The sequence below is a fragment of the Candidatus Brocadia sp. genome (assembly GCA_021646415.1).
GTDB lineage: Bacteria > Planctomycetota > Brocadiia > Brocadiales > Brocadiaceae > Brocadia.
Window position 1 is genome coordinate 1 of sequence record SOEU01000033.1, and the last position, 24,423, is coordinate 24,423.

Annotated in this window: 27 protein-coding genes and 1 pseudogene; 13 read left to right on the forward strand and 15 right to left on the reverse strand. The window is 41.6% G+C overall.

All coding sequences use genetic code 11. The features are described from left to right. From E3K36_16435 to E3K36_16450, 4 genes are all read right to left on the reverse strand, one after another. Window positions 1-84 (reverse strand): helix-turn-helix domain-containing protein (locus tag E3K36_16435; GenBank protein ID MCF6156782.1); only part of this gene is annotated, 84 nt, incomplete at its 3' end. A 23-nt stretch (window positions 85-107) separates the two neighbouring features. After that, complete coding sequence (locus E3K36_16440) at window positions 108-602, reverse strand: hypothetical protein (GenBank protein MCF6156783.1); 495 nt, start codon at window positions 600-602, stop codon at window positions 108-110. Window positions 603-781: 179 nt separating this feature from the next. Further along, window positions 782-1,831: a hypothetical protein gene (locus E3K36_16445; GenBank protein ID MCF6156784.1), complete on the reverse strand. Its 1,050-nt coding sequence runs from the start codon at window positions 1,829-1,831 to the stop codon at window positions 782-784. 61 nt (window positions 1,832-1,892) lie between these two features. Continuing rightward, window positions 1,893-3,116: an MFS transporter gene (locus E3K36_16450; GenBank protein ID MCF6156785.1), complete on the reverse strand. Its 1,224-nt coding sequence runs from the start codon at window positions 3,114-3,116 to the stop codon at window positions 1,893-1,895. Window positions 3,117-3,376: 260 nt separating this feature from the next. Between E3K36_16450 and E3K36_16455 the strand changes: the two genes are divergently transcribed. Together E3K36_16455 and tsaE are read left to right on the forward strand one after the other, a co-directional pair. Then, window positions 3,377-4,300, forward strand: coding sequence for a thiamine-monophosphate kinase (locus tag E3K36_16455; GenBank protein MCF6156786.1), 924 nt, complete (start codon window positions 3,377-3,379; stop codon window positions 4,298-4,300). Between the two features lie 145 nt (window positions 4,301-4,445). Then, window positions 4,446-4,931, forward strand: a complete 486-nt coding sequence (tsaE, locus tag E3K36_16460; protein ID MCF6156787.1) for a tRNA (adenosine(37)-N6)-threonylcarbamoyltransferase complex ATPase subunit type 1 TsaE — start codon at window positions 4,446-4,448, stop codon at window positions 4,929-4,931. Between the two features lie 234 nt (window positions 4,932-5,165). On the opposite strand, the gene E3K36_16465 is transcribed toward tsaE, so the two are convergent. The 3 genes from E3K36_16465 to E3K36_16475 are packed head-to-tail and all read right to left on the reverse strand — an operon-like array spanning window position 5,166 to window position 7,659. Then, entirely contained in the window at window positions 5,166-5,378 is a 213-nt protein-coding gene (locus E3K36_16465; protein MCF6156788.1) for a hypothetical protein, read from the reverse strand. Between the two features lie 50 nt (window positions 5,379-5,428). Further along, window positions 5,429-6,712 (reverse strand): hypothetical protein, encoded by a 1,284-nt coding sequence (locus E3K36_16470; GenBank protein ID MCF6156789.1) that lies wholly within the window; start codon window positions 6,710-6,712, stop codon window positions 5,429-5,431. Next, on the reverse strand, window positions 6,709-7,659 hold the full coding sequence (locus E3K36_16475; GenBank protein ID MCF6156790.1) for a hypothetical protein: 951 nt from the start codon (window positions 7,657-7,659) through the stop codon (window positions 6,709-6,711). The genes E3K36_16470 and E3K36_16475 overlap by 4 nt, the downstream gene beginning before the upstream one ends. A 227-nt stretch (window positions 7,660-7,886) precedes the next feature. Between E3K36_16475 and E3K36_16480 the strand changes: the two genes are divergently transcribed. After that, window positions 7,887-8,129: a hypothetical protein gene (locus tag E3K36_16480; protein MCF6156791.1), complete on the forward strand. Its 243-nt coding sequence runs from the start codon at window positions 7,887-7,889 to the stop codon at window positions 8,127-8,129. A gap of 381 nt (window positions 8,130-8,510) precedes the next feature. Here the strand turns inward: E3K36_16480 and E3K36_16485 are convergent, their stop codons facing one another. The 3 genes from E3K36_16485 to E3K36_16495 form a co-directional block, all read right to left on the reverse strand. Continuing rightward, a complete protein-coding gene (locus E3K36_16485; protein ID MCF6156792.1) occupies window positions 8,511-9,350 on the reverse strand; it encodes a 1,4-dihydroxy-6-naphthoate synthase in 840 nt (279 codons plus the stop codon). Window positions 9,351-9,434: 84 nt separating this feature from the next. Next, window positions 9,435-10,124 carry a futalosine hydrolase gene (mqnB, locus tag E3K36_16490; GenBank protein MCF6156793.1) on the reverse strand — a complete coding sequence of 230 codons (690 nt, stop codon included), beginning with the start codon at window positions 10,122-10,124 and terminating at the stop codon, window positions 9,435-9,437. A gap of 240 nt (window positions 10,125-10,364) precedes the next feature. Then, the gene (locus tag E3K36_16495; GenBank protein ID MCF6156794.1) at window positions 10,365-12,137 is read right to left on the reverse strand and encodes an ABC transporter ATP-binding protein; all 1,773 of its coding nucleotides are present in this window, start codon (window positions 12,135-12,137) and stop codon (window positions 10,365-10,367) included. A gap of 744 nt (window positions 12,138-12,881) precedes the next feature. Between E3K36_16495 and E3K36_16500 the strand changes: the two genes are divergently transcribed. The 3 genes and pseudogenes from E3K36_16500 (at window position 12,882) to E3K36_16510 (ending at window position 14,193) form a co-directional block, all read left to right on the forward strand. Next, a complete protein-coding gene (locus E3K36_16500) occupies window positions 12,882-13,442 on the forward strand; it encodes a hypothetical protein (protein ID MCF6156795.1) in 561 nt (186 codons plus the stop codon). A gap of 106 nt (window positions 13,443-13,548) precedes the next feature. Beyond that, window positions 13,549-13,815, forward strand: a pseudogene (locus tag E3K36_16505) (transposase). 159 nt (window positions 13,816-13,974) lie between these two features. Beyond that, window positions 13,975-14,193: a hypothetical protein gene (locus E3K36_16510; GenBank protein ID MCF6156796.1), complete on the forward strand. Its 219-nt coding sequence runs from the start codon at window positions 13,975-13,977 to the stop codon at window positions 14,191-14,193. Between the two features lie 41 nt (window positions 14,194-14,234). On the opposite strand, the gene E3K36_16515 is transcribed toward E3K36_16510, so the two are convergent. From E3K36_16515 to E3K36_16525, 3 genes are read right to left on the reverse strand one after another with little or no spacing between them, the layout of a single operon-like run. After that, the gene (locus tag E3K36_16515) at window positions 14,235-14,705 is read right to left on the reverse strand and encodes an Lrp/AsnC family transcriptional regulator (GenBank protein MCF6156797.1); all 471 of its coding nucleotides are present in this window, start codon (window positions 14,703-14,705) and stop codon (window positions 14,235-14,237) included. A gap of 3 nt (window positions 14,706-14,708) precedes the next feature. Next, entirely contained in the window at window positions 14,709-15,176 is a 468-nt protein-coding gene (locus E3K36_16520; protein MCF6156798.1) for an Lrp/AsnC family transcriptional regulator, read from the reverse strand. Beyond that, window positions 15,173-16,063, reverse strand: a complete 891-nt coding sequence (locus E3K36_16525; protein ID MCF6156799.1) for a 4Fe-4S dicluster domain-containing protein — start codon at window positions 16,061-16,063, stop codon at window positions 15,173-15,175. Before E3K36_16525 ends, E3K36_16520 begins: the two co-directional genes overlap by 4 nt. 379 nt (window positions 16,064-16,442) lie before the next feature. Between E3K36_16525 and E3K36_16530 the strand changes: the two genes are divergently transcribed. The 6 genes from E3K36_16530 (at window position 16,443) to E3K36_16555 (ending at window position 20,237) form a co-directional block, all read left to right on the forward strand. Then, on the forward strand, window positions 16,443-17,219 hold the full coding sequence (locus E3K36_16530; GenBank protein ID MCF6156800.1) for a hypothetical protein: 777 nt from the start codon (window positions 16,443-16,445) through the stop codon (window positions 17,217-17,219). Then, a complete protein-coding gene (locus E3K36_16535; protein MCF6156801.1) occupies window positions 17,200-17,994 on the forward strand; it encodes a hypothetical protein in 795 nt (264 codons plus the stop codon). Before E3K36_16530 ends, E3K36_16535 begins: the two co-directional genes overlap by 20 nt. Before the next feature lie 131 nt (window positions 17,995-18,125). Further along, entirely contained in the window at window positions 18,126-18,689 is a 564-nt protein-coding gene (locus E3K36_16540; GenBank protein MCF6156802.1) for a LemA family protein, read from the forward strand. A gap of 434 nt (window positions 18,690-19,123) precedes the next feature. Continuing rightward, complete coding sequence (locus tag E3K36_16545) at window positions 19,124-19,795, forward strand: serine/threonine protein phosphatase (GenBank protein ID MCF6156803.1); 672 nt, start codon at window positions 19,124-19,126, stop codon at window positions 19,793-19,795. A 64-nt stretch (window positions 19,796-19,859) separates the two neighbouring features. Continuing rightward, entirely contained in the window at window positions 19,860-20,084 is a 225-nt protein-coding gene (locus E3K36_16550; GenBank protein ID MCF6156804.1) for a DUF2513 domain-containing protein, read from the forward strand. A gap of 24 nt (window positions 20,085-20,108) precedes the next feature. Beyond that, complete coding sequence (locus tag E3K36_16555; protein MCF6156805.1) at window positions 20,109-20,237, forward strand: hypothetical protein; 129 nt, start codon at window positions 20,109-20,111, stop codon at window positions 20,235-20,237. Window positions 20,238-20,475: 238 nt separating this feature from the next. Here the strand turns inward: E3K36_16555 and mqnC are convergent, their stop codons facing one another. Beyond that, window positions 20,476-21,573 carry a dehypoxanthine futalosine cyclase gene (mqnC, locus tag E3K36_16560; GenBank protein ID MCF6156806.1) on the reverse strand — a complete coding sequence of 366 codons (1,098 nt, stop codon included), beginning with the start codon at window positions 21,571-21,573 and terminating at the stop codon, window positions 20,476-20,478. Between the two features lie 299 nt (window positions 21,574-21,872). Continuing rightward, window positions 21,873-22,667: a hypothetical protein gene (locus E3K36_16565; protein ID MCF6156807.1), complete on the reverse strand. Its 795-nt coding sequence runs from the start codon at window positions 22,665-22,667 to the stop codon at window positions 21,873-21,875. A gap of 518 nt (window positions 22,668-23,185) precedes the next feature. Here E3K36_16565 and E3K36_16570 point away from each other — a divergent pair. Then, a complete protein-coding gene (locus tag E3K36_16570; protein MCF6156808.1) occupies window positions 23,186-23,785 on the forward strand; it encodes a hypothetical protein in 600 nt (199 codons plus the stop codon). Window positions 23,786-24,423 lie beyond the last annotated feature (638 nt).

Sequence of the window (24,423 nt, forward strand, 5' to 3'; positions counted from 1 at the left end):
CCTGGCCATGTGCTGCCCCTTCGAACGAAAGGCCTTCAGTTCCGCCTTATCCTCTTCGGTAAGATGTATTTCGGTTTGTCTCATACATCATATTATATGTTCCGTTATTAAAAAGTCAATATACTAGACCAATCCATTTGTTCCCGAGACTTGGGATCTTTCATGTAGTACTCGAAGGGGTCACGAACATTTCCGGAGATGTATACCGCTTGTATTTCGAGAGTGCCGAAGTCAAAGATTTTTCCATTGTCATCGTATGCGACAAGGACAACGTCAATGTTGCCAGGCGACTTTCCTTGAGCGTCGTTCAGGCGGACTTCGGTAAGGGAACTCCACGCAGTGTCTTCGCCAAAGAAAAAAGATGCCGCATCATCGGTGATAATCCAATCCTCCCTAAACCGGATAGGACATGTTATCGCAGGAGTGTCATTGTGGAATACACTGCATACGCCGAGGGGATCCTTTGCTTTGTCCTTAGTACAATTGGGAACTTTATTATTAAATGGACAGAGGCGATGCGAGCGGTATCGGATAGCTTGGGGTGATTGATCACCAACCAAATGTCCGAAGACCTCGGCAAGTGGTTGTTTATGTTGAGTCATTTGTTTTTGACCTCTTTTGTTCATCTATTTTAGTCCCAACATTTATTTTTGTCTTTATGCTATAATTTGTCAAGATGGTATTTCATAACATAGCGGATGTCAAGCGGAATTACAGATAACGACTAAAGAATCTTGCCATCTCGAAGTATCTGAGCGATTGAGAAATCCTTGAGGATTTTTTATAATGAATTTTTCATAGCTAAAGAAATATCGTGTGTCAGCATCATGACTCTTTCCGCCTCCTCTATGGTCAATGTCCCTGTCCCACAACTGGGAGTAATGATTGACCTTTCTTGAATTAATGCTTTTGATATTTCTTTACTAACGAGAAATTTGATACCTTCATCCAGTTTTTTTATCAGGTCATTGAGCGAAACGTTCATTACCTTAGAAGAAGTTGGGACAATACCCCATGCCAGATAACCGCCCCTCTTAAGAAATGCCTGGATTTCACGCCAGTACATCAGGTACTTGTCCATAAATTCATAAGCATCAAAACTGATGATATCCACCTTAGATTCCATGAGCATAGCCCAGTCCGTGTTGCCGCAACAATGAGTGCCTGTTAATCCGCCATGAGATTGAACTGCCTCGTAGACCTCATTGAGGGCGCTAATTGCCCTCTCCCGGCTGATATTCATAAATGCCGAACCAAAACTTGTAAGATACGGTTCGTCTGCAAAAATAATGACCGGTAAACCATACTGTGAAAGTTTCGTAAACTGCCAGTATGCCTTCATCGACATCAGCTTGATAATCACATCAAAGAATTCCTCGCTGTACAGGGCCGTAATACCGGTGGAAAGCTTTAAGGAGCCTGAAAGGGTAATTGGCCCAACGACCTGCCCTTTGAGTGCGCGGAAAGATTTTTGAGGTGACTTGTTGAGTCTATCAATCATTGCATAAAATCCCGTTGAACATCCATGACTCATCCTGAATAAATCCGGGTCGTTTTTCAAATACATCTCATAGAAACCCGCCAGTGCATTGGATGTATCTTGAGAAACGTTAATACTGACCGTCTTCCTATCCGCATCGATTGTAATACAGGGCAACCCTTCTGTGTATTGGATGCACATATCTTCCCTGGCGCTTAGTTTTGGTAACTGAGGCCAGCAAGGAATCTCTGGAAGTGATTTAAACATAAGCTCACATGCCGCCTCGACGTCGGTATGCGGAAGGCTTCCAATGGCAGTGGCTGAGAAATTACCTTTGAAATTAATTGACATGGATTGTTATTTCCCCATTGAAAATTTTCTTAATAATGACTGCGTTATAGTACAAAAAAGATTATAGCGAGACAGCAGCTTTTTGGCCTTTTGAAGCGCCTTTCCTGACCAATAAAAGTAACGGAACTGATGCAAGCTGTGCAACAACCGAAAATATAATGAGTGATACAAGTGAGAAGTCGTACAAAACTCCCATAAGTGCACTGCCGAGAAACCAGCATATTCCATAGCCAGTATTGAAGATACCATATCCCGTACCACGCCTGGCTACGGGAACCATTTCGGCAACAGCCGCCCGCATAACGGATTCCTGCGCCCCCATACCCATACCCCAGAGTGCTACACCGATGATGGCAACGGAGAAATTCCCCCAAAAAACCAATGGGGGAAAGAGCATGGAAAAGAGAGAAGCAACAACCAGTATAGAAATGCCCTTGCGGTCAAACAGATATCCAAAAAAAAGTGCCGCAATGGCATCGACCCCCATTGCAATAGCGTAAAAAAGAGGAATCCAGGTGTCAGAAACAACGGATACTTTTTTAAAGTGATATGCAATCAGTGGAAAGTCCGCATAACCTGCCGCAATCATCGCAACGGCTACAAGATAAAGCCAGAATTTTCTGGGAAATCCCTTCGTCTCCAGTACAGGTTGACCCACTTCTAAATTTCTGGGCTGAGGATATAACCACCGGGCCGTTATAAGCACGCTTATAGCCATGATTGCAGGTACAAAGAGGACGACGTAGCCAGTCCGATAACCCTCCCTGAAATAGAGAATTCCCGCAACTATAAGTGGACCAAGCACGGCCCCGATTTGGTCCAATGCCTCGTGTAACCCAAAGCCCTTCCCCCTGCCAATCTCCTTGGTTGCGTAAGAAAGCATTGCATCACGTGCGGGGGTTCGAATTGCCTTTCCTACACGTTCTGTAATCATGAGTGCAGCAGCAATTTCCCAATGTCCTGCCAGTGCCAGGGCAGGCACGGCCAGCATATTTAAGGCATAACCAAACAGCGTAATTGCCCAGTATCTTCCTATTTTGTCACTCATATAGCCTGAGACAAGCCGCAGGCCATGTCCGATCAACTCCCCAAGCCCTGCCACAAATCCAACCGTCGTTGCACTTGCCCCAAGCAAAGCAAGATACGGGCCATTGATACTACGGGCACCTTCGTAGGTCACATCCGCAAAGAGGCTCACTACACCAAGTAATACAATAAATTTTAGGGCAGTTGCTTTTTTTGTATCAGTATTGTTCTTTATATCTGAAATTGAATGGTTTTTCATTATATATAAATTATCAAGTTTCCTCGCAACCCCCTTCACCCCCTTAGAAACTATGGGGACTTAGGGGGTTGTTTCCTTTGATTAGGGGATTTGGTTGCGGCTTTACGGCATTATGCTATTTTTAAATCTGGTGATCCATGTGCATCTGTGTCCAAAAACGCAAAGAATACATACTAATAAATTTAAAATGTTGAGTCAAGCAAGTTAAAGATGTTATAGTATTCTGAAAAGCTTGAATCATTTGTAAAGTAAAGGTCGTTATGGGTGAATTTTCGTTCATAGAATGGATTCGGAAGCGGCAGAAAAGGCGCAAAGACGTTATATTGGGAATAGGAGATGATTGTGCGGTAATAAACGTCGCTTCTGATAAATTGGCTCTCATCACGACAGACATGTTGGTGGATGGGACACATTTTGATTTGAAAAAATGCGCCGTTCGGGATGTTGGCAGGAAGGCTATTGCATGTAGTATCAGTGATGTGGCGGCTATGGGGTGCCAGCCGACAATTGCAGTAATTTCGATTTGTTTCCCTGACCATACCACGGAAAAATTTGCGAGAGAACTCTATAAAGGTATATGGGATATTGCAGATAAGTATAATATCGAAATTGTGGGCGGGGATATTATCAGTGGCCGCAGTCCTTTCTGTATTAATGTTACCATGCTGGGAAGAGATGATGGACTAAAACCCATCAGGCGCTCAGGTGCAAGGGTAGGAGACATGATACTGGTAACGGGGGCACTGGGAGGGTCGATTCTTGACAAGCATCTTCATTTCGAACCACGGTTAAAAGAGGGGCTTGCTTTGAACAAAAACTTTACGATTCATGCCATGATTGATATCAGTGACGGATTGACGGCGGATTTGAATCACATCCTGGAAGAGAGTGGCGTGGGTGCCATCATGTATGAAGATCGAATTCCCGTCTCTCATGCAGCGGTAGAATTAGCAAGGGAAACGGGCCATACACCACTTTACCATGCTTTATCTGACGGTGAGGATTACGAATTGCTGATGACATTATCGAAAGCCCAGGCAAAAAGGGTCTTGTCATCTGGATTACTTGCAGATGTAAAGGTAAGTTGCATTGGGGAGATCATCAAAGGATGTGGTATTCAGATGAAGTCTCCTGATGGTAATATCCGCCATATCAAGCCACGCGGATACGAGCATCTTAAATAATAAAGGAAAAAGCAATAATTTAGTTTTTAATAGAGTAATAAAGCATATATTGTATTTACCGTAGGGGCAGGGTTTCCCTGCCCCTATCAAAGCGTGACGCGTTATTGTATTTTGTGGTTTTCAAAAAACTAAATTATTACAGAGAATGTATTCGTTAACCGTGAAAGAAAAAATATTGACTTTTAAAAGTGCGGGTGTGGAAGAAACAATGAGGTTTGGTAAAAAGCTTGGTATGTTGTTAGCGCCAGGGGATGTCGTTGCGCTGGTTGGTGAACTTGGCGCCGGTAAGACTACCCTGGTAAAAGGTATTGTCCTGGGGCTGGGTGTTACAGATAGGCGTGCAGTGAAAAGTCCAACATTTTCCTTAGTGCAGCGGTATGAAGGACGTATTCCGATTTATCATTTCGATGCGTATAGACTGGAAGATACTCAAGAGATGCTGGACATCGGGAGTGATGAGATGATTTACGGAAATGGTGTGGCTATAGTGGAATGGGCGGATAAGGTATCAGGATGTTTGCCCAAAGAATACCTGGAATTAACGTTAACTGCTGTTTCTGAAAATGAAAGAAATATTACGATAAGGAGTTACGGAAGCCGTTATGATAAAATAATAAACAATCTATTATAGTCCGGGCATGATTTCTTGTGCCATATGCATAACGCAACAAGCCGCAACCAAATGTTTGAATTTGTTTTAAATCAATCTAATTCAAAACACGTCTTGCACCATACGCAAAAGATATGCTGTTGGGACGTCCATTGAAATAAACGGGAACAGGTATATAAACGGGTTATGCATCCTGTACGATAGAGTACAATTCATACAACAATAATCGTAACGGTAATTACAAGAGTGACCTATCTATAGAACTTTCATTATTCGTCTTTGAATGTCATCGCGGACTCCATCTCCATCTGTATCTATCCCAAGCAGTGTTTCCTTTCCTGCCTTCCCGGGATCAGGTGGGAGCACAAAACCACGATTCTTGTTCCCCTGTGCAAAATCAGGAGATACAAATACAAAGACAATCAGGTTGTAAAACAAAAGAACAACAAGACCTTTGATGGTATGCATAAACGTGCTCCTCATCTTGATGGTTCATGAAAACGAGCAATGAATGTACGTTAGTAACACAATATTCCCCTGATTCTCACAAATCCACCGCTATGCGTGTGTGACCAGGTGCCTGGTTCAGAATCAATAACTTCATAGCTTCCTGCGGGCACATGGGTATTGGGATACGATAGCCAGAAGCGAAAGTCGGTTGTTGCTGGAAATGGCCCATACATGAGAAATGAGGTGAGATTATATAAAGCATGTGTTCCGGCAGGCTGGCCTCCATCACACCAGTGATAGGTGGAGATTTCTGTAATATATGCATCCTGCGGTATTGTTATCAGGGTTTTACCTGGATTACCGCAGACAACCTCAAGGATATTATACGTATTCACTATTACTGCGGCTTCTCTGTTCGCATTCGATGTTATGAGGTTGTTGATCATAGTGACAACGTCATTCAGGATCTTCGTTTCTGCCTTATACCCGGGAGCCATATAAGACTTTATAAAATTGTGGCCACCCCAGATATCGCCCCAATTGAGAGGGCCGAAGAAATTGTCAAGATTCGGTGGTAATGCAGAGAGGATGCTGTTGATGATGAAATCTTCATGAATCGTCGTATAGGGACCTCCACCGGCAACGGAACTGTCAGGATTTGCCACCGATACCATGCCGAATCCACCGATATATTGTGGATCAATGCCGAGATATGCAATATTGCCATACAAGTTGCCCTGGGAATGCGCGACAAGCACAATCACTTTGCCTTCACTTAGATATTGATTATACAAAGCAATATGCTCTTGAACCGACGGGTTGGCGCTTACAATGGCAGCATCAACCTCATTTGCTATCGCAATTATTTTGTCCTGAAGGAAGTCTGGCATGAGATCCCATTCGGCAAGATAGTTCCAGAACAGGCTGTAGTTTGTTTGTACATCTTGTTCAAATGTCTCCAGCAGGTCTGCCAAATAACCATTGGAGGGATTGTAAGCTAATTTGTATGTTATTGTACCGTCCAGATTCGTTCCTGATATATGTCCTTCTAATCGATCAGCCAACAAGAATGCACTTACCTTGGCATTCTCCACATCATTCCACACGCCATTGCCAAAAAAGACAACGACCTCCGGTTGACATTGTTGCTCACCCTCACCATAAATAACACCTGACAGAGCAAGAAAGGTAACAAGAAGTACTATAAATAGCGACATAAGTTTACAACTGTCTGTCATTCCAGGCTTGACCCGGAATCCAGCGTTTTTCTGGATTCCCGCTTTCGCGGGAATGACATATTCGTATCTGATTAATGACGCTGTGTATATATTAGGTATCCGTCGGATGTTCATTGGTCACCTCCCGTATCGTCCACATCAAAGGAACAACTGTCCTTCCATTCCTTCCTTGGTGCTAAAGAAATAACTCTTCCACCCAGATTGTCACTGTACATGATGTATGCCATGCTGCGTTCCCTGGTATTCAGTATCTCTGCGCGCAATGCATTACAAATGTCAATGGATTCCTCTCCCTTAAGGTACCAAAGGCATTCACCATGGCGGGCCATCTTGTTTGCATGTTCGTAAGCAGCCTCACGGTCGTTAGCATCTTTGAGCACGCCTTGGAACTCAATAGCATAATACGTAAGACCTAATCGGAGTCTCTTATCATTGGGATAGGTAAAGTATATGTACCTTTGAATGTCATCACGGACCCCATCGCCATCCGTATCTATCCCAAGCAGTGTCTTCTTTCCTTCCTCCCCGGGATCGGGTGGGAGGTTCACTCCCGTATCATCATCCGGTGTCGATGGGTTACAGTCATCATCAATGCCGTTCTTCTTTATCTCTGTAGCCCCCGGATTTACGGTGGAGTTGTTATCATCGCAATCCCCCTCGACTCTCGTAAAACCATCGCTGTCAAAGTCGACATCTCCATCTTCGGCAAGTACCTGGACGGTTAATACTCCGCCCGGTTTGCCTTTTACGGTAACTTCAATCGTATTTATTTTGCCGTCAAGGGTTTTCTCTACGTCTACTACCTCTACATTTTGATTAAAATTGGATGAGTCGATGATGGTCTCTTCATTTAATACAATATCTGCACTGCTTACCTTCTCGTTGTTTGCTCCCTCAAGACTGCCATTGGTTACCCGTATAGTAGTGAGGCCTTTAACGCCGGGGAATGTGTCTGTCTGCGTTCTGGGTGATCCGGTCTGGCGTACATAGGTGTGTTCAAAAACCGTAACTACATCTGCCATCAAATTTGTTGCGAAATCAAGTGATACAAAGACAATCAGGCAGTAAAACAAAAGCACAACGAAACTACCTTTGATAGTATGCATAAACGCACTCCTTATCATGAAGGTTAATGAAAACTATCGTCAGGCGAGACGCATCTTAACACAAAAGATTTTATACGACGAAATTATCCAAAAAGGATTCAAGTTCCTTTCCTCCGCTATATGCCTTTTGGTCTCTTAGCACAAATGGTATTCCAAACAGGTTTTCGAAGGGGAAAAAAGAGATGATGTTTTTTAAAGGTAAGAATGCTCAACAGTTAAAACAGCCGGGTGGAAATGATGGCAGGGAGAAAAACACAAAACAGCGAATCACAGTGTACTTATTTGTAATTTTTCATGGCATTTCTGTGCAGTCAAATAGTGCTTCTAACGGCATAGGGAAAAAATCGATGATAGATACAGCAGAAACGCTTTCATATTTTTCAAAGACAAAACTTGATGCAATGAAGGGATACAAAGAGAGATAAAGTTATCAATGGTTGTTGTAATTACTATGGCAAAAAGGAATAAGAGTTACCGAAAAAAGGCACTAGAAATGAGTGACAAACAGCGAGACCAGCTTGAAGGGGCAAACACTCCCGTATGAAAACAAAGAAAGCCCAGCATGAGCATGAAAAAGACTTCTTTTGTCAATGCGTTTTTTCTATAATCATTGAACGAAATGAGGAGTCGCTTTCTCAGGTTGTCTGAAAAAACAAAACCGCAAAAATCTGACCATTGATTTATTAAGGATTTACATACCATTATTTTATAAGGCAAAACAGGTATCATTTTCAAAATATCAAATAGATATAGAATATTTTCATTAAATAGGTACCTGTTTTTAAAGTTTTATCAAAGCCCGGTAATTATTCAGCCAATTGAAGGAAAAGGTTCTCGTGGGTGTCATTGATTAATTTATTTCTTCTTGCCCATTCAAAAAGGGTTGTAACGGCTTGCTTCCCGATGTTACCCAAATCCACACTGTAGTTATTAACGTATAACTGGATGTGCTGATTCCGAACGACTTCATCCATCTCCTGGGCATGGCATCTGACGAATTCCCTGGATGCTGCAGGATGGGCAAGGGCATATTCCACGCTTTTTCTCACAATTCGATTCACTTTTTGAGCAATTTCAGCGGGGATATTTCGTTTTATGGCGATTCCACCCAAAGGGATGGGAAGTCCTGTTTGTGTTTCCCAATATTCTCCCAGATCCATAATTTTAACCAGCCCTTTCCCCGCATAGGTAAACCGGTTCTCGTGGATAATGACGCCTGCATCTACCTTATCGTGTACAATGGCATTTTCGATTTCTGAAAAAAGCATTTCTACTTTATTCGTTACCCGGGGAAATGCCATGCTCAATAAAAAATTAGCGGTAGTGTATTTTCCTGGAATTGCAACGATTAGACTTTCGAAGTCCGATTTTTGTTTTGCCGGTTTTGTAATGAATAACGGTCCGCAATTCTTACCCAGGGCGCTCCCTGCAGCTAATAAAACATACTGGTTGGTTACGTGAGCATAGGCGTAGTAGCTGAGTTTTGTAATGTCCAATGCATGCTGAAAGGCGAGGGTATTCAATTTTTCCACGTCGCTGATGGCCAATTCAAACGACAATCCTTCCGTATCAATTCTTTTATTCACCATAGCATCAAAGATGAAGGTGTCGTTGGGACAGGGGGAAATACCGAGGGTGAGTTTCATACATTAAGGCATTCCTTTGTAGAAGCTGCCTTTTCCAGGTTTTTGTTCATGAAAAATCTTTGAAATAATTCTTTTACGGTTTCGTCAGTGCTTGGTGATATGATGGATAATTTTTAACGCGATATTATTGAGATTGCCGATAGCCAAAGGGATGTTCCACCGGTCTTTGTTTCTGTCTTCTATATAATTTGAAATAGCCCTGATTTGAAGACAGGGGACACGTTCCATCAAACAGGCATAAAAAAATGCCGCCCCTTCCATGCTTTCAATATCAGGCTGATATTTTGAAACAGTTTTATCAATACTGTATTGGTAACCATGAACTTTATTGACGCTGATACCTTTTACCCTTTTAAGCGCTGATACTCCATACACCGAATCCAAGGTTTTGTTCAGTAATTTACCGGCATGATAGGGGAATTGATCAGGGGGTAACAGGTGTAATTCCGTAGCATCCAAAAAAATTTCTCTATCCTCAGCGCCTAAATCTGCCACGACCTCTTCCACGACATTTACGGTCGTACCAAGGGCAATGTCTTTTCTGAAACTGCCTGCAATTCCAAATTGCAATGCCAGATTATAGGTGTTGTCTGTCAAAACCCTTCCCATGAAATAGGCCGTATGCATCAGTCCTACCCCGGTAATAAGGATATCTATGCTCAATTGGTGGTAGGGAATCGTCTTCATGCAAAATTCTTTGATTTCACTATGTCCAAGAGATAATAAGAGTGGTTTAATCTCAGGGAGGGTTGCTGCAACAACAAGTAATTTCATAAATCCTTTTCCGTATAGTATTACTTTGTAAGAACTTCTTTTTTATATAAGTTTTTTTACAACCCCCTCCACCCCCTTTCCTAAGGGGGACCTGGTTGCTGCTTGCTGCATTATGTATAATGCTATTTTATAAGAAACGATTTGAAAAAGTCACGGTAAATTTTTCTTTTTCCAGACTACACCTGGGTGTGGCTACGATTAGGAAGTCGTGGGGTCACCCATTTGACCCATGAGAAAAAACTAACCGAGTCTTTCTTCCAATACCTCTTTTGTATATAAGGAGGTGTACAATCCATTGGCGCTTATAAGCTGTTCATGTGTGCCTTTTTCAACGATCATGCCGTCTTTCATTACTACAATCATATCAAAATCTCTGATAGCGGGTAGTCTATGAGTTACGACCAGCAGCGTCCTGCCCGGAAAATTTTTCAGGATATTTTTCATGATGGTGTCTTCTACCCGTGCATCCACGGCTGAAAGGCAATCATCCAGGATAATAATGGTGGGATTAATGGCCAGCGCCCGCGCAATGGTAACCCGCTGTTTTTGTCCACCTGACAGGTTGATTCCCCGTTCACCCAGATAACTTTCAAATTTTTGGGGAAGTTCCTGAATCTCGCCTTCAATCCCAGCAATACGGGCAAATTGCCGGGAAATGTAATCGCTACTTGCTGTTTCTGCTCCGAATAATATATTATCCGTAATCTTTTCAGAAAACAGGAATGTGTCCTGAGGGACAAAGCCAATATGCCGCCGTAAAACCTTGACATCTATCATATTGATATCCATGCCGTCTATAAAGATGCTCTGGTTATTTACCGGGATGATGCGCGGAAGCATATTAACTAAGGTTGATTTTCCGCTGCCTATTGGACCTACGATGGCGATACGCTGTCCGGCGTTAATCCTGAGATTTATGTCTTTTACTATCCATTCCGTCTGGCGGTCATATCGAAAGTTTACATCCCGAAATTCAATCTTACCCCTGGGGATAACTTGCATTATAACGTTACCTTTTGAGACGATTTCTGGCCTTTCATCCATCACTTCGTCAATACGTTTCATGGAGGCATTTCCACGCTGCAGAAGGGATAAACACCATCCAATGGCGGTCATGGGCCAGACCATCATGGAGATATACCGTTGAAAAGCCACCAGAGTACCCAGGGTAATCGCCTCATCGATAACCATCTTTCCCCCAATGAAAAGCAGTAGAATTATGCCCGTATAAGTGATATATTCGAACACAGGCCCCAGGAGGGATTGGGGAACGGCGAGTTTAAGATTTTTCTTCACAAAGTCTTTACACAGTCCCAGGAATATCCTTTCTTCCTGTCCTGACATGTTAAATGACTTTACAATACGGACACCCGATATATTTTCTTGTACCTTTTCGCTAATCCTTGAAAAGTGTTCCTGCACATCACGGAATCGTCTGTCAATGATATCCTTGATTTTATAGGCGATGAAGGGCATTAGTGGCATCAGGAGAAATGTATAGAAAGATAGCTTTGGGGATAAATAGATAATAATCGGAGGTATCACAAAAAAGTAAAATATGGCATCCAGGCCGATCAATAATCCCGGTCCTACGGCCATACGAACGGCACCAATGTCGTTGGTTGCCCTTGACATGAGGTCACCAGTCTTATACTTTTGAAAAAATCTCTGGGAGAGCGTCTCCATATGTTCAAAGAAGGCCATGCGGAGGTCGTAATCGCACCGGAAGGACGTCCCGATAAAGTTCATCCGCCAGAGGTACCGGCACACCCCCTGGCAGAAGCTCGCCAGGAGAAATAATCCTGAAAAGATTGCGATCTTCGTGAGATTTACCTCTTTTGAGAGAATATCTACGGCCTTTTTGATAATGAGCGGTGGAAAGATATTGATGATATCAACGACGATCAGCGATATTGTACCGAAGATAAAGTAGCGCTTATACCTCTTTACGAAAACCCTGAAGATAATGCTTTTTTCCCACAAGTTCCTCAGCTTCTTAAATAGCATATTCATTACTACTGTTTCTTAGATTCCAAAAATTCCGATTTGAAAATTGTCTCTGTATTTCAAGAAGTTATACATAAAACATTTAATTTATCATACATACCTTGAATTGTATATAATTAATTGCAAGCAATTATTCACAGTTCAGTATGATCCGAAAACTAAAATACAATCTTAATCACAGTCAATATTCCTCATAATAGAGAGGAACTTAGAGAATTTGTAAGGTGTGATAAAAATTTGCAGAAAGAAATTGTTGAGAAATAATATCAGATTCCGAAAGTAAATTATCTGTAGGGTCTGACATAGGAGCCGCAGCTAAATTTAAAGCAATAATTCCGTTCTTTGGGTCTGGTGGAGTTGAGGGGTCTTCAAAAGTTAAAGGTAATTACGATGATACACAAAAAAGTAAGTCTATAGAATTTAATTTAGATTTGCCTCAAGATATATCTGAACTAATAAAGACAGTAAAAAGTGAAAAATTTGTAATTTTAGAGAACTTTCATTATTTGGATGATGAAAATTCAAAAAACGTTTTCCTTTGATTTGAGAACATTTCAAGAGTTAGGAATTCGTTTTATTATTTTAGGTGTATGGAGAAAAAAAATAGATTAGCCCAGTTTAATGGTGATTTATTGGATAGAGTAATTGAAATCCCAGTTGAACCATGGAGTGAGGATGAATTTAGACAAGTAATTCAAAAAGGAGAAAAACGAACTTAATATTAAATTTTCAAATGAGCTAATCGAGGGAGTGATACGTAATGCATTCGATAGTATAGGTGTGGTGCAAGAATTACTTAAAACCATTTGTCAATTAGCTGAGGTTCGTGAAACAGTAAATCAAAAAAAAGAAATTACTGATACGAGTTTGTTGGATAGAGCAATGAAAATTAAAGCCGAGGATTACGCTGCCCGCCATATGAGAGCTTTAGAAGACATTGCAAAGGGACAAAAAACAACGAAAACAAAAGATGGTCAATTGCCTCCGCTATTTCTTCCTTATTACATGGTTAGATCTATTCTTACAATTGACTTTAATGACATTGTTAAGGGTATTAAAAGAGAAACTCTAGAAGCCGAAATTAAGAAATATCATCATCGAAGCGCAGATGTGAGACCTAGTGATATGAGCAATTTACTTTATAATCTTTCCAAAATGCAAAGTGATAAAGGTATATCCCCTCCAATTGTTGATTTCGATAGGGTCAATAGGGAATTAAAAATCATTGACTCTACGTTCTATTTTTTTCTAAGAAACATCGATAGAAATCAAATTCTTACTAGCTTAGTATCACCTATTGAAGAAAAGTAGGTGGCAACTGTGCGAGGAATTTGTTTAACAAATCGCTTATATTTGCTTAGTTTTGTAGGGTGGATTAAGCGCAAGCGAATCCACCGTTAAATAAAAAGGTCTAACCATGAGCGAATACCGTAGACTTTATCGGCAACAAGGCTGGTATTTCTTTACGGTCGTAACATACAACCGGGAAAAGATTCTTGTTCAACCTGATAATCTTGTACGGCTAAGACAATCATTTCACTATGCGATGAAGAAACTTCCCTTTAAAATGGATGCCGTGGTCATTCTCCCCGATCATATTCACTGTATTTGGCGCTTACCTTCTGACGATGACAATTTCTCAACACGCTGGAGATTGATCAAACGGTATTTTTCAATTGGCATAAAAGCCTAAAACTAAAGAATGGCCATTATTTCGTGATTTGATGGATGAAGTCTATCCTCGGCTTGAGTCGCTCAGTACCAGCAAACCCATTGTCCTGCTGGAATTCGGCGTTACCTCAGGTAATGCAAGGGGTGATCGTCTGAGTGGGCTGAAAGTGCGTTGACAGACCTAACAGCATTCCGCTGGTCTCGGATTATCGGCTTTTCCTGGTGGAACGAGGCCTGGCAAAATGATAAAAATCCGAAACATGATACCAACATGCGTGTTCAGGATAATCACGACTTGGCTAATGTCTTTCAGAGGTTGGTAGGAATGCAAGATCATGTGCTTGGGTTTCCTCTACTGTCGGACCGTACCATTCCCTATAAGGGATTGTAGTTCTGCAAGGTATATTAAACGGAGCGAATCCGCCATTTCAACTATATCCTTACCCCGACCTTTTTAAATTCCTTTTCACTATAAAGGACGACGTAGTCATTTAACCCTGTCTTTTCCTTGATTGCCTGAATCACGGCCTCACATTCGGCATCGGTGTAACCATGGATCATGGTAAATACGTTATATTCCCAGTCCGGGTAAGTGGGGCGTTCGTAACAGTGGGTTACTTCCTCAAAACTGGCCATGATCTTGCCCACTTCATCAACCTGCTCCTTAGGCACCTTCCATACACACATGGCGTTGGCATTGATACCGATCTTCCGGTGGGCTATAGAGGCGGCAAGACGTCTGATTTTTCCATCTTCCAGAAGTTTTTTGAGTCTTAGTATTACTTCATCTTCTGACATCCCCAGTGCCTGTCCAATGTCTTTATACGGGGTTTTCGTGACAGGTAGACCTTCTTGTATGTGTTTAATGAGTTTAACGTCAATGTCTTCTTTTTTATTTGTCATAGTTTAATAAATTTTAAAACGAACGCCAATCTTGAATTTCTTTGTTGTAGGCATACTCCGAACGGTAAGTCCTGTTCGGTCCTCAATTTCTTTTAATCTGCTATGGAGTTCTTCGTCGTCCTTAGCCGACATGGTAAACCAGATATTGTAAGGGATATTTTTGTTTTTGCCTTTCCTCAGGTAATTGTGGGAAACCCCACTGTATTCGTTGATGATTGCACTTACCTCATCGATGCGGTCTTCCGGGACCTTCACAGCGGCAAGGGTTGCCTCTCTGCCCATGGCTTGTGTATTGATGATGGGCGCAAGTCTCCTTACATAGCCCTTCTCAATCATAAATTTGATGCGTTCGATAATGGTATCTTCGTCTATGTCAAGCTCTTTGCTTAATTCCAGGAACGGCCTCGATACCAGGGGCAGGTTGGATTGTAAGCGGTGCAGTATCTTTCTATCGGTATCAGAAAGTATCATGTTCTTTTTTTAATTTCCTCAATTCCTTGTTGTTCTATCAGTGTTCTAAACCGATGTTCGGTTTTACTTGAAAGTATCATATCTGCGCAGACATCTAATGCCTTCAGCGCAGCGGACTCATCTGCCTGAGGTAATAAGTCTATGGCGAACCTGGGATGTCGTCCAACCTTCCCTCCAATCATGACTCGATACTTTTTTTCAGAGGGCTTTATCGAACCAACAGGGCATACCCTGGCACAGAGCCCACAGTGTACACATTTTTCTTTGTCAATAGATACATGTCCATCCTTTACGGTAATTGCATCTTCCCGGCAGGTTTCCACGCACTTCATACACTCAATACATTCAGAGTCAGGGTCCACATAAACAGGTTCAATTGCATGGACACCAAAATCTTTAATCTGCGGCATGGAACAACAATTCGGACATCCTGATACAGCCAGTTTCATCGTATGATGAGGAAGGATTTGTCCTTCGATCTTGTTTATCAACTTCTCAGTAAACTGTAACTCTTCCAACCTCTTTCGTAGTTTGTCCGCCAGGATATCGGAATCAGTGATAAGAAACGGGCAATTTACCTCCGCGCCTCGGCATGGTTTCACCTGATACAGCACGGGATTCCCTTCTTTATCAAAATATTTTGCATATTTTTTGAGGATGGAGAGTTTTTCGTTGTCTACGGGTTTCTTTGCGACGGTATGCTGTACTGGCATGGCAGTATTCTGTGGCCTGCCCATAAACGCTTCCCGCGCAGCCATAACCTCCGATTCCGTTATCAAGGTCTTCCCACGTTCGCGGGCAAGTGTTTCTACCTTTTCACGCACGGTTTTTTGTACAAAGGGAGGTACTTTTTCCAGTAGCAACGATGCTGATTTATCCCACTCCAATTGCAATCTCCTTAAAATAAAATTGCCACAATAAAGAATTGCAGCAAATCTTTTAAATCAACAGAAAACTCATGTTTTTCAAATTATATGTGCAAAGAAGGGGATTGTCAATTTCAAATTTTGCAGTGTTCTTCTCCAAACGTTCCCGAATATTTTAAACCTTGACATTTCATCATGCGTTACTTATATTTTGATTGCAGAAAAGATTCCAGTCTCTAAAATAGAGAGTCAAGTGTATTTAAGTCAGAAACGTGGTTTGCGCCGGACGCTCATAATGGCACCTTATGGAGGTTGTTTTTATGGATAATGTACAGTATATACTCTTTGATCCGGAGGTAACGAAAAAGGCGGCATTGAGAAAAAAGCCGGAAGAATAAATATGGGAATAATAAATAACCAAATGGAAGATATGAAACTATCTGATCTGCCGGAACAAACGCGGAAGATTATAGAGCCTTTCCTCCAGGATATCCTCACCCATTGCAAAGAAGAGATCATTTCGGTATACGTCACAGGCAGCGCCGTAACAAAAGACTATCTCACAAAATATTCCGATATTAATACATTAATTATTGTAAAAGAGACCAAAGTCCCGTTTCTTGATTTTATTGCAACATTGGGCAAACGTTACGGAAAAAAGAGAATACACGCCCCGCTTATCATGAGCCGTGATTACATCAACAGGTCGTTAGAGGTGTTTCCGCTAGAATTCCTGGAAATGAAACTCATCCATCAACTGGTTTACGGTGAGGACATCTTAAAAGATATCAGGATTGAAAAGGCCGATGTCCGGCTCCAGTGCGAACGGGAATTGAAAGGAAAACTACAACAGCTTTGCCAGGGTTACATAAGGTCTATGGGAAACAAGACGGCTTTGGCTGACTTGTTTGTAGGGTCACTTTCCGGATATTTTCCGGCATTTCACGGTATACTTTTTTTGTGTAATCAAAAAATTCCCAGAGAAAAAGGCGATGTCCTTTACGCCCTCGAAGAGCACTTTGATATAAATATGGACGTGTACAGAAAACTCCTCGAAATAAGAGCGAAAGATGTTTATCCCTCTGTCGAGGTACTCAAGGAGATATTTGAAAACCTGTATCATGTATTAGATGCTGTTATTAAAAGGGTAGACGAATTTGAGATCAAACCTGAGTAGAAGAAATTTGTACCGGTATTTTGTATTTTTTATATTTTTCTTGTGCCTTTGCTCAATCGCAGAAGCACAGGGGTTACCCGCTCCCCGGCGATATGTGGAAGATAGGGCTAACATTGTCAGTGACGCTGTAGAGAAGGGACTTAATGGTTATCTCCAGGAACTGGAACAGAAGACCGGCGCACAGATGGTCGTTCTTACGATTCATACGACCGGTGACATTCCCATTGAAACATATGCTATAGAACTTGCTACAAAGTGGAAATTGGGTCAAGAGGGAAAAGATAACGGTGCTCTCGTTGTTATTGCAAAGGATGACCGCGCTTACAGGATTGAGGTTGGATATGGGCTTGAAGGGACATTACCTGATAGCTTTTGTGGTACGGTCGGAAGGACATATTTTGTGTCCAATTTCAGAAAGGGACATTTCAGCGAGGGCATATTCCAGGGCGTAGTCGTCATGGTGCACAAGATTGCAGAAGAAAATAATATGAAAATTACGGGAATGCCCAATATCGCCGAGTTGAGAAAAAGGTCGGCAGGACGTCAGAATCCGTTTCTTTCATTGCTCTTCTTGCTTGTAATATTCCCCTTTTTGATAAACCGCTTTTTTGGCAGGAGACGCCATTCATCATACTGGTGGGGTGGCCCACCAATTATCTTTGGCGGGCCGAGGGGGTTTGGTTCCGGTGGCTCTGGTGGTTTTGGGGGATTTGGCAGTTTTGGTGGCGGTGGCGGTGGTTCGTTTGGCGGTGGGGGTGCTTCGGGAAGGTGGTAAGAAATTATGATTTGCGATTTACAATTCTTGATTTTAAATCCCAAATTGTAAATTCCTAATACTTTCAGTTTATGTCATTTGTGTTGGGATCATTGTGGTTTAACATAGTTTCATTCCAGAGGAAGGAGATTATGAAAAAGATATTACCGGCAATTGCTATTCTCATATTTTTGGGCATTATCTTTGGTGCCTGGTATATTAAGGGGTATAACAAGGTTATTGCACTGAATGAAAACGTAAAAAATGCCTGGTCTCAGGTAGATACCCAACTCAAGAGACGTTATGACCTTATTCCCAACCTTGTTGAGACCGTCAAGGGTTATGCCACGCACGAGAAAGAAATCTTTGAAAAACTTGCTGAGGCCAGAAAGGGTTATTTTAGCGCTGGAACGATAGAAGATAAGGCTAAAGCAGCGACACAGATCGAAGGATTTTTATCCCGTTTGTTAATGTTCCGGGAAACGTATCCGGACCTGAAGGCAAACGAATCGTTTCTTAAGATGCAAGATTCATTAGAAGGCACAGAAAACCGCATTTCGGTGGAACGCAAACGGTATAATGATGCGGTTCGGGAACTCAATACCTACATCAAAAGCTTCTATGGCCGGTTTTTTGCTGCGCGCACAGGAGTTACCGAGGCAAAATATTTTGAGGTTGCAGAGGTAGAAAAAGAGGTACCCAAGGTAAAATTCTAGAGAGGTATTTTCCTGGAGAATAGGAAAAAATATTTGAAATCGTATCAGGCCACTATAGAGCTGTAGTAAAGGTAAACATTAATAGAATTCACCATTCCAATCCCACCCGTCAAAGGAAATGTCATTGAATTGAGGCGAAGACTTTTCTCTTCGAGATAAAGCCCGAAGGACTGATAGAATATAGCCCAGGGCGACAGCCTTGGGTAAAGTAAAGATTTAATAATATTTTTAGCCCTGAAAGAGTGAAAGGAAAAACTCCTTTTCTTCCACCCCTTTGGGGTTATTTTCTTATTGATGTTTTTTTTGCCCAGGGAACTATACCCCTGGCGATACACTTCTGCCCTTCGAGTATTTATACAAGTGTTTCCCTAAACCGTGTTTTTTACAAGATTTGTATTTTGGTGATATATTTAGGAACATAAATTTTCAAATACATGGGAGATGTGATGAACATTATTTCTTTTGGCGATATTCATGAAGATACAAGCAATCTTGTAAAGATAAAATCCGACCTGGACACGGCGGACTTGATTGTGGTTTCGGGCGATTTGACAAATTGTCATGGAAAGACCGAGACGAAAAAAGTATTAGATTCGATAAAAAGATATAACAAGCACCTGCTTGTGCAGTACGGTAACATGGACAAGCAGGAGGTGGATGGTTATTTAACCAAAGAGGGTATAAATCTGCATGGGAATGGATATCTATTTGGAGATATAGGTATTTTTGGTTGTGGCGCCTCGAGTCCAACACCCTTTCATACACCTTCTGAGATAAGTGAGGGAGATATCGAACGGTTCTTAACAAACGGTTATAACAAGGTAAAAGATGCAAAGTGGAAGATCATGGTCTGTCACACCCCACCCAAGGATACAGCAACTGATATTGTTCGAAGTGGTATGCATGTAGGGAGTCAAACGGTGAGGGACTTTATTTTAAATCACAAGCCGCATGTCTGTATATCAGGTCATATTCACGAATCGAGGGCAAAAGACAAAATAGGCGATACTATCGTATTAAACGCAGGCATGTTCAGGGATGGGTGGTATATCGAGGTCGTTATTGATAAAGACAACTTATCTGCAGTCCTGAAATCCGTTGCTTAAATTTAGAACGTATGTAAGATGTTTTTTCAACAAAATACATGGTGACCAGGCATTTTTTAAAACGATGAAGGTGCGCAGAATGAAAAGAGATATGGATCTTGTCCGTCAAATACTTCTTGCAATCGAAGCACATAAGGATATGAAACAAAAAATAAAGCTTGAGATTGAGGGTTACTCTGAAGAACAGATTATGTATCATGTTAAAATCCTTGCGGATGCAGGCTTGATAGAAGCTACAGATGTTTCATCATTCGAAGGAATTTGCTTTATACCGCAATGTCTTACATAGGGCGGATATGAACTTTTAGATGCAATCCGGAATGAAACAGTGTGGAAGCAGACAAAAGAAATAGTCAAAGATAAAGGTGGCTCTCTTCCCTTCGAAGTATTGAAAAGCTTGGCGATAGAGTTTGCAAAGAAGTTGGTTGGTGGATATCTTTGATTATATCTACGGTGAAATATTTCCCGTCTCCTGCTACAAGAAATTTGTTTTGCTGGGACTGAGGATGGTGGAGGCTAAATCTAAAAGTAGGGTGGGTTAAGCGGAGTGAACCCACCATTTACAAAGTACAATGAAGGTGGATTCGGCGTAAAAACCGACGCCTTAATCCACCCTACTCATAACTTGATCCCGCTGTGAGTTTCGCGTTTGTACTAATTCGTGGCTGAACAGTTTCGCTTCAAAGTATCCGATAATACAAATCTCTTTGCCTTGCTGCATATCCAAGGTCGTTGATAAGCGATTCGATTTCATCTTTGCCCATCTGGTAGCTTACCCCCGCCGCACGAACCACATTCTCTTCAATCATGGTACTGCCCATGTCATTGGCGCCAAATTTTAGCGAGAGCTGGGCAATTTTGGCACCCTGTGTGACCCACGATGCCTGAATATTGGGAATGTTGTCTAAAAAGAGACGTGCAATGGCAACGGTCTTCAAATAATCAAAACTCCCGATCAGTCCTATGTCTTTATATTTTGATAAGAGCGAAGGTGCTAATTGAGTGTTTTTGGGCTGGAAAGTCCAGGCGATAAAGGCGGTAAAACCTCCCGTTTCATCCTGGAGTTTTCGGATCTTTTCCAGGTGTCCGATACGTTCTTCTATGGTTTCAATATGGCCGAACATCATGGTAGTTGTGGTTTTCATGCCAAGTTTGTGTGCCTCACGCATGACATCGAGCCACTCCTGTGCCGTGCATTTATTTGGACTCAAGAGATTGCGGCATCGGTCGACCAGAATTTCTGCGCCGCCGCCGGGGATCGAATCGAGTCCCGCTGCTTTGAGCTTTTGTATAACGTCACGGACAGGGATACCATTTAATTTTGAAAAATGAACAATTTCCGGCGGTGAAAAGGCATGGATATGGATATCATATTTTGTTTTGACAGATTTTAACAGGTCTCCATAAAAATCTAATTTTAATGTCGGATGCAGGCCGCCCTGCATGAGGATTTGTCTGCCACCCAAGGCCAGTGTTTCTTCGATTTTTTTGAATAATAAATCTTTCGGGATGATATAGCCGTCGCTGTGTTCAATATCTCTATAAAAGGCACAAAATTTACAACCTGATGTGCAGATGTTGGTATAATTGATATTCCGGTCAATGATATAAGTCCGGTAATTTTCCGGATGCTTTTTCTTACAGACTTCATCGGCCGCCATTCCCAGGATGGTAATATCCCTTAGAGAGAACAACCTTGCGCATTCCTTTGAAGATAACCTTTCGTTGTTGAATGATTTTTCGAGAATGCCTTCGATTTCACCGGATAGATTAGTCATGTGAGTACCTTAACACGAATTTCTTTACCAGTTTTGGCTTTTGGCAAATATTCAATTGTCTAAATTCGTTATAAATACCAAATAACAAGGATTAAAAAAACAAACAAGTTCCATTGAACTAAATTCAAAATTCCAAACAATGAGTTTGGTTTGGGTCATTCCTAACCCGTACGAGTCGGAAGAAAACTTATTATAGTGCAGGAGATTCCGAAACAAGTTCGGAATGACAAAAGCGGAAAATGTCATGCTGAATTATTTCAGCATCTCCTGTCAGATAATGCACTTCCGGTTCGTGCGGGTTAGGTTTCATTGAAAACAATCTCCACCCCTTTGGGGGCAAGTCCTAAAGACACAGCATACTGATAAAATGTCTGAAGACCCTTAATCTCTTCTTTACCCAAATTATAGCGAATCGATTTTGTTAGATAGTTCAAACATCTTTCTTCGGTTAATTGAAGGCGATGCGATTCAGCAGCAGCCAGTTCCCTGACGGATTGAATTCCCGCTTCCTTTGCATTTTTTAACAGATTGTTTATGCCCGGTATGTGACGGTCTTTTTTAACAACCCAGATGGCATAGACAAAGGGAAGCCCGGTATATTCGTACCATGCTTGACCCAAATCCAATGTGACGTATTCATTGTCAGTAACCTTCATGGCATTATCTCCGATGATGAGGGCTGCATCCGTATCGGTACGTGAAATATCGTATTGCTTGCTCCATTGTGTGTATTGAGGTGAAAGGTGATATTGTTCCTTCAGAATGATCCTGGTAAGTGCGCAGGAGGTTAAAGAACTTTTGTCTAAGGCGGCAGTGCGTATATTTTGCATTGGTACCTTTGAAAATATCTTTACGCTCTCAACAGTCCCACAGGAAGATATAGAAATGTCTGGAATGATAGCGTAATTTCCGCTTCTAAAATATTCAATGGAGGGTATGATGGCCACATCAATCTGATCATTGTTCAGCATTGAGGGAAGAAGGGAAGGTACTTCAAATGATAATTCAATTGAATTTGTTTGTTGGTCTAATCCATAAATCAATGGCTTGGCATTCATGTAAGGGACAACGCCAAGTCTGAGTCTTCTCGCCATAATACCTAACCCGAACAAGTCGGAAAAGACAAAATCCGACGCACGAAATTCGTGAGTTAACCCTGTCAGGGTTTTGAAACCCTGACAGGGTTATTTTACTCATATTTTTATTAAAAATGTCAAAATTATCTTTGGAAGATACTGCCTAAATACACTTGCCTAAATAAAGCTTCTTATATAAACTATAGTTTCATAGCGCAGCGAAGCCGCAACCAACCACCCCGCTTTCCCCTCCTTCGCAAGGAGGGAATAAAGGAGGAGGTAAAAAAACTTGGAGTAATAATTTTATATGAGTTTTCTTCATTCTTCAATAAAGAATTATGGTAACTTTTACGAATTGGTTTTTATTGAAAGGAATAAAAGATATGAATAATGGATTTTACAAGATTCATTCGCTAAAAGGACTCGTTGCATGCGTGCTTGTTGCATTAATCAGCTATAATTTCACAGGATACAAGTATGTCTATGCAGAGGGACAGACAAAATACAGCAAGGATTTTTTTGATAAGGCAGAGCCAATAAAGGTTAAAGACCCCTTAGCCAGTATGCTCGGCGCAATGGATAAAGGGGGGGTGTTTGTTTATACGTATGCCGATGCAGTGAAATTTGCAGGACACTCTTGTCCAGCCGTTGCTGGTGCCTATAAGTCTACGCAGATGGCATTAAAGGCATTATACGGCGCTGAAGTTCCGGTGAGGGGGGATGTAAAGGTTACATTTAAGGGGGGTATAGACTATAAGGTAAATGGGCCGATTTCACAGATAATAACAATGATAACCGGGGCCGCTGCCGAGAGTGGATTTAAGGGGTTTGGTCCTGTTGGAAAGTATGAAAGGCGTAATTTGATGACCTTTGATAAGGACCAGACACCCGATCCTATAGCAACCTGTGCCATAACATTTCAAAGAGTTGACAATGGAAAAAAGGTGGAAGTAATGTATTGTACCGATCATGTGCCAACGAACGAACGCATGGATAAACTGACACCTCTCGTGCTCTCTGGCAAGGCATCTGAGGACGAATCGAAGGAGTTTGGTAACTTGTGGCAGGAGCGTGTCAAAACGATTCTTCTGGACCCCCCAGAGGGTACATTTATCGTAAAAGAGGTCAAAGAATAACTGAAAATAAAAAGAGGATGAACTTCCATGCCGTTTTATCATGACGACGGAACGGAGATCAATCCTGACCTTGTGCCAAAACCAAGCCTTTGCGTATCCTGTCGAAAGGAGGGTGATCCAATGGAGGAGATCCTCTGTATCTTGACAAGTATTAAATTGCATAAATTAGCGTTCGGTACTAAATCACAAAGGAGATTCCTAAACGAGTTGGGAATGCAAATAAAGGCAAAAATGTCATGCTGAACTTGATTCAGCATCTCCTAAGAATAAAAACACAATACGTGAAGTGGGCTATACATATTAACGCTAATTTATGCAATCAAGTACAAGGGCAGACCAGCAAGATCAGGCAGAATTTCAGCGCTTTACATGCGTTTCAGGGAAAAATAATGGCTACTTGGCTTTATTGTCAAAGCGTGTGTAACAAGGTAGCAACTAAGATAATCACCCCTAATTCCTCCCCTTGAAAAGGCAATATTATTGAATTAAGGGCGCGAGTTTTTCATGAACTTAGCACGGACAAACAAACAGACTGGGTCAAATGAAAAAATTTGTCTATATACAGTATTTATTGATGAAACGAGGCTCAAATACGGTATAATTTCCTACGAATCAAATATCTTCAATAGAACCAAAAT

What these genes read in the sequence shown, in the direction of transcription:
- E3K36_16440 (MCF6156783.1), bottom strand. Translation starts at nt 602, where the DNA reads ATGACTCAACATAAACAACCACTTGCCGAGGTCTTCGGACATTTGGTT.
- E3K36_16445 (MCF6156784.1), bottom strand. Translation starts at nt 1,831, where the DNA reads ATGTCAATTAATTTCAAAGGTAATTTCTCAGCCACTGCCATTGGAAGC.
- E3K36_16450 (MCF6156785.1), bottom strand. Translation starts at nt 3,116, where the DNA reads ATGAAAAACCATTCAATTTCAGATATAAAGAACAATACTGATACAAAA.
- E3K36_16455 (MCF6156786.1), top strand. Translation starts at nt 3,377, where the DNA reads ATGGGTGAATTTTCGTTCATAGAATGGATTCGGAAGCGGCAGAAAAGG.
- tsaE (MCF6156787.1), top strand. Translation starts at nt 4,446, where the DNA reads ATGTATTCGTTAACCGTGAAAGAAAAAATATTGACTTTTAAAAGTGCG.
- E3K36_16465 (MCF6156788.1), bottom strand. Translation starts at nt 5,378, where the DNA reads ATGCATACCATCAAAGGTCTTGTTGTTCTTTTGTTTTACAACCTGATT.
- E3K36_16470 (MCF6156789.1), bottom strand. Translation starts at nt 6,712, where the DNA reads ATGAACATCCGACGGATACCTAATATATACACAGCGTCATTAATCAGA.
- E3K36_16480 (MCF6156791.1), top strand. Translation starts at nt 7,887, where the DNA reads ATGATGTTTTTTAAAGGTAAGAATGCTCAACAGTTAAAACAGCCGGGT.
- E3K36_16485 (MCF6156792.1), bottom strand. Translation starts at nt 9,350, where the DNA reads ATGAAACTCACCCTCGGTATTTCCCCCTGTCCCAACGACACCTTCATC.
- mqnB (MCF6156793.1), bottom strand. Translation starts at nt 10,124, where the DNA reads ATGAAATTACTTGTTGTTGCAGCAACCCTCCCTGAGATTAAACCACTC.
- E3K36_16495 (MCF6156794.1), bottom strand. Translation starts at nt 12,137, where the DNA reads ATGAATATGCTATTTAAGAAGCTGAGGAACTTGTGGGAAAAAAGCATT.
- E3K36_16515 (MCF6156797.1), bottom strand. Translation starts at nt 14,705, where the DNA reads ATGACAAATAAAAAAGAAGACATTGACGTTAAACTCATTAAACACATA.
- E3K36_16520 (MCF6156798.1), bottom strand. Translation starts at nt 15,176, where the DNA reads ATGATACTTTCTGATACCGATAGAAAGATACTGCACCGCTTACAATCC.
- E3K36_16530 (MCF6156800.1), top strand. Translation starts at nt 16,443, where the DNA reads ATGGGAATAATAAATAACCAAATGGAAGATATGAAACTATCTGATCTG.
- E3K36_16540 (MCF6156802.1), top strand. Translation starts at nt 18,126, where the DNA reads ATGAAAAAGATATTACCGGCAATTGCTATTCTCATATTTTTGGGCATT.
- E3K36_16545 (MCF6156803.1), top strand. Translation starts at nt 19,124, where the DNA reads ATGGGAGATGTGATGAACATTATTTCTTTTGGCGATATTCATGAAGAT.
- E3K36_16550 (MCF6156804.1), top strand. Translation starts at nt 19,860, where the DNA reads ATGAAGGTGCGCAGAATGAAAAGAGATATGGATCTTGTCCGTCAAATA.
- mqnC (MCF6156806.1), bottom strand. Translation starts at nt 21,573, where the DNA reads ATGACTAATCTATCCGGTGAAATCGAAGGCATTCTCGAAAAATCATTC.
- E3K36_16565 (MCF6156807.1), bottom strand. Translation starts at nt 22,667, where the DNA reads ATGGCGAGAAGACTCAGACTTGGCGTTGTCCCTTACATGAATGCCAAG.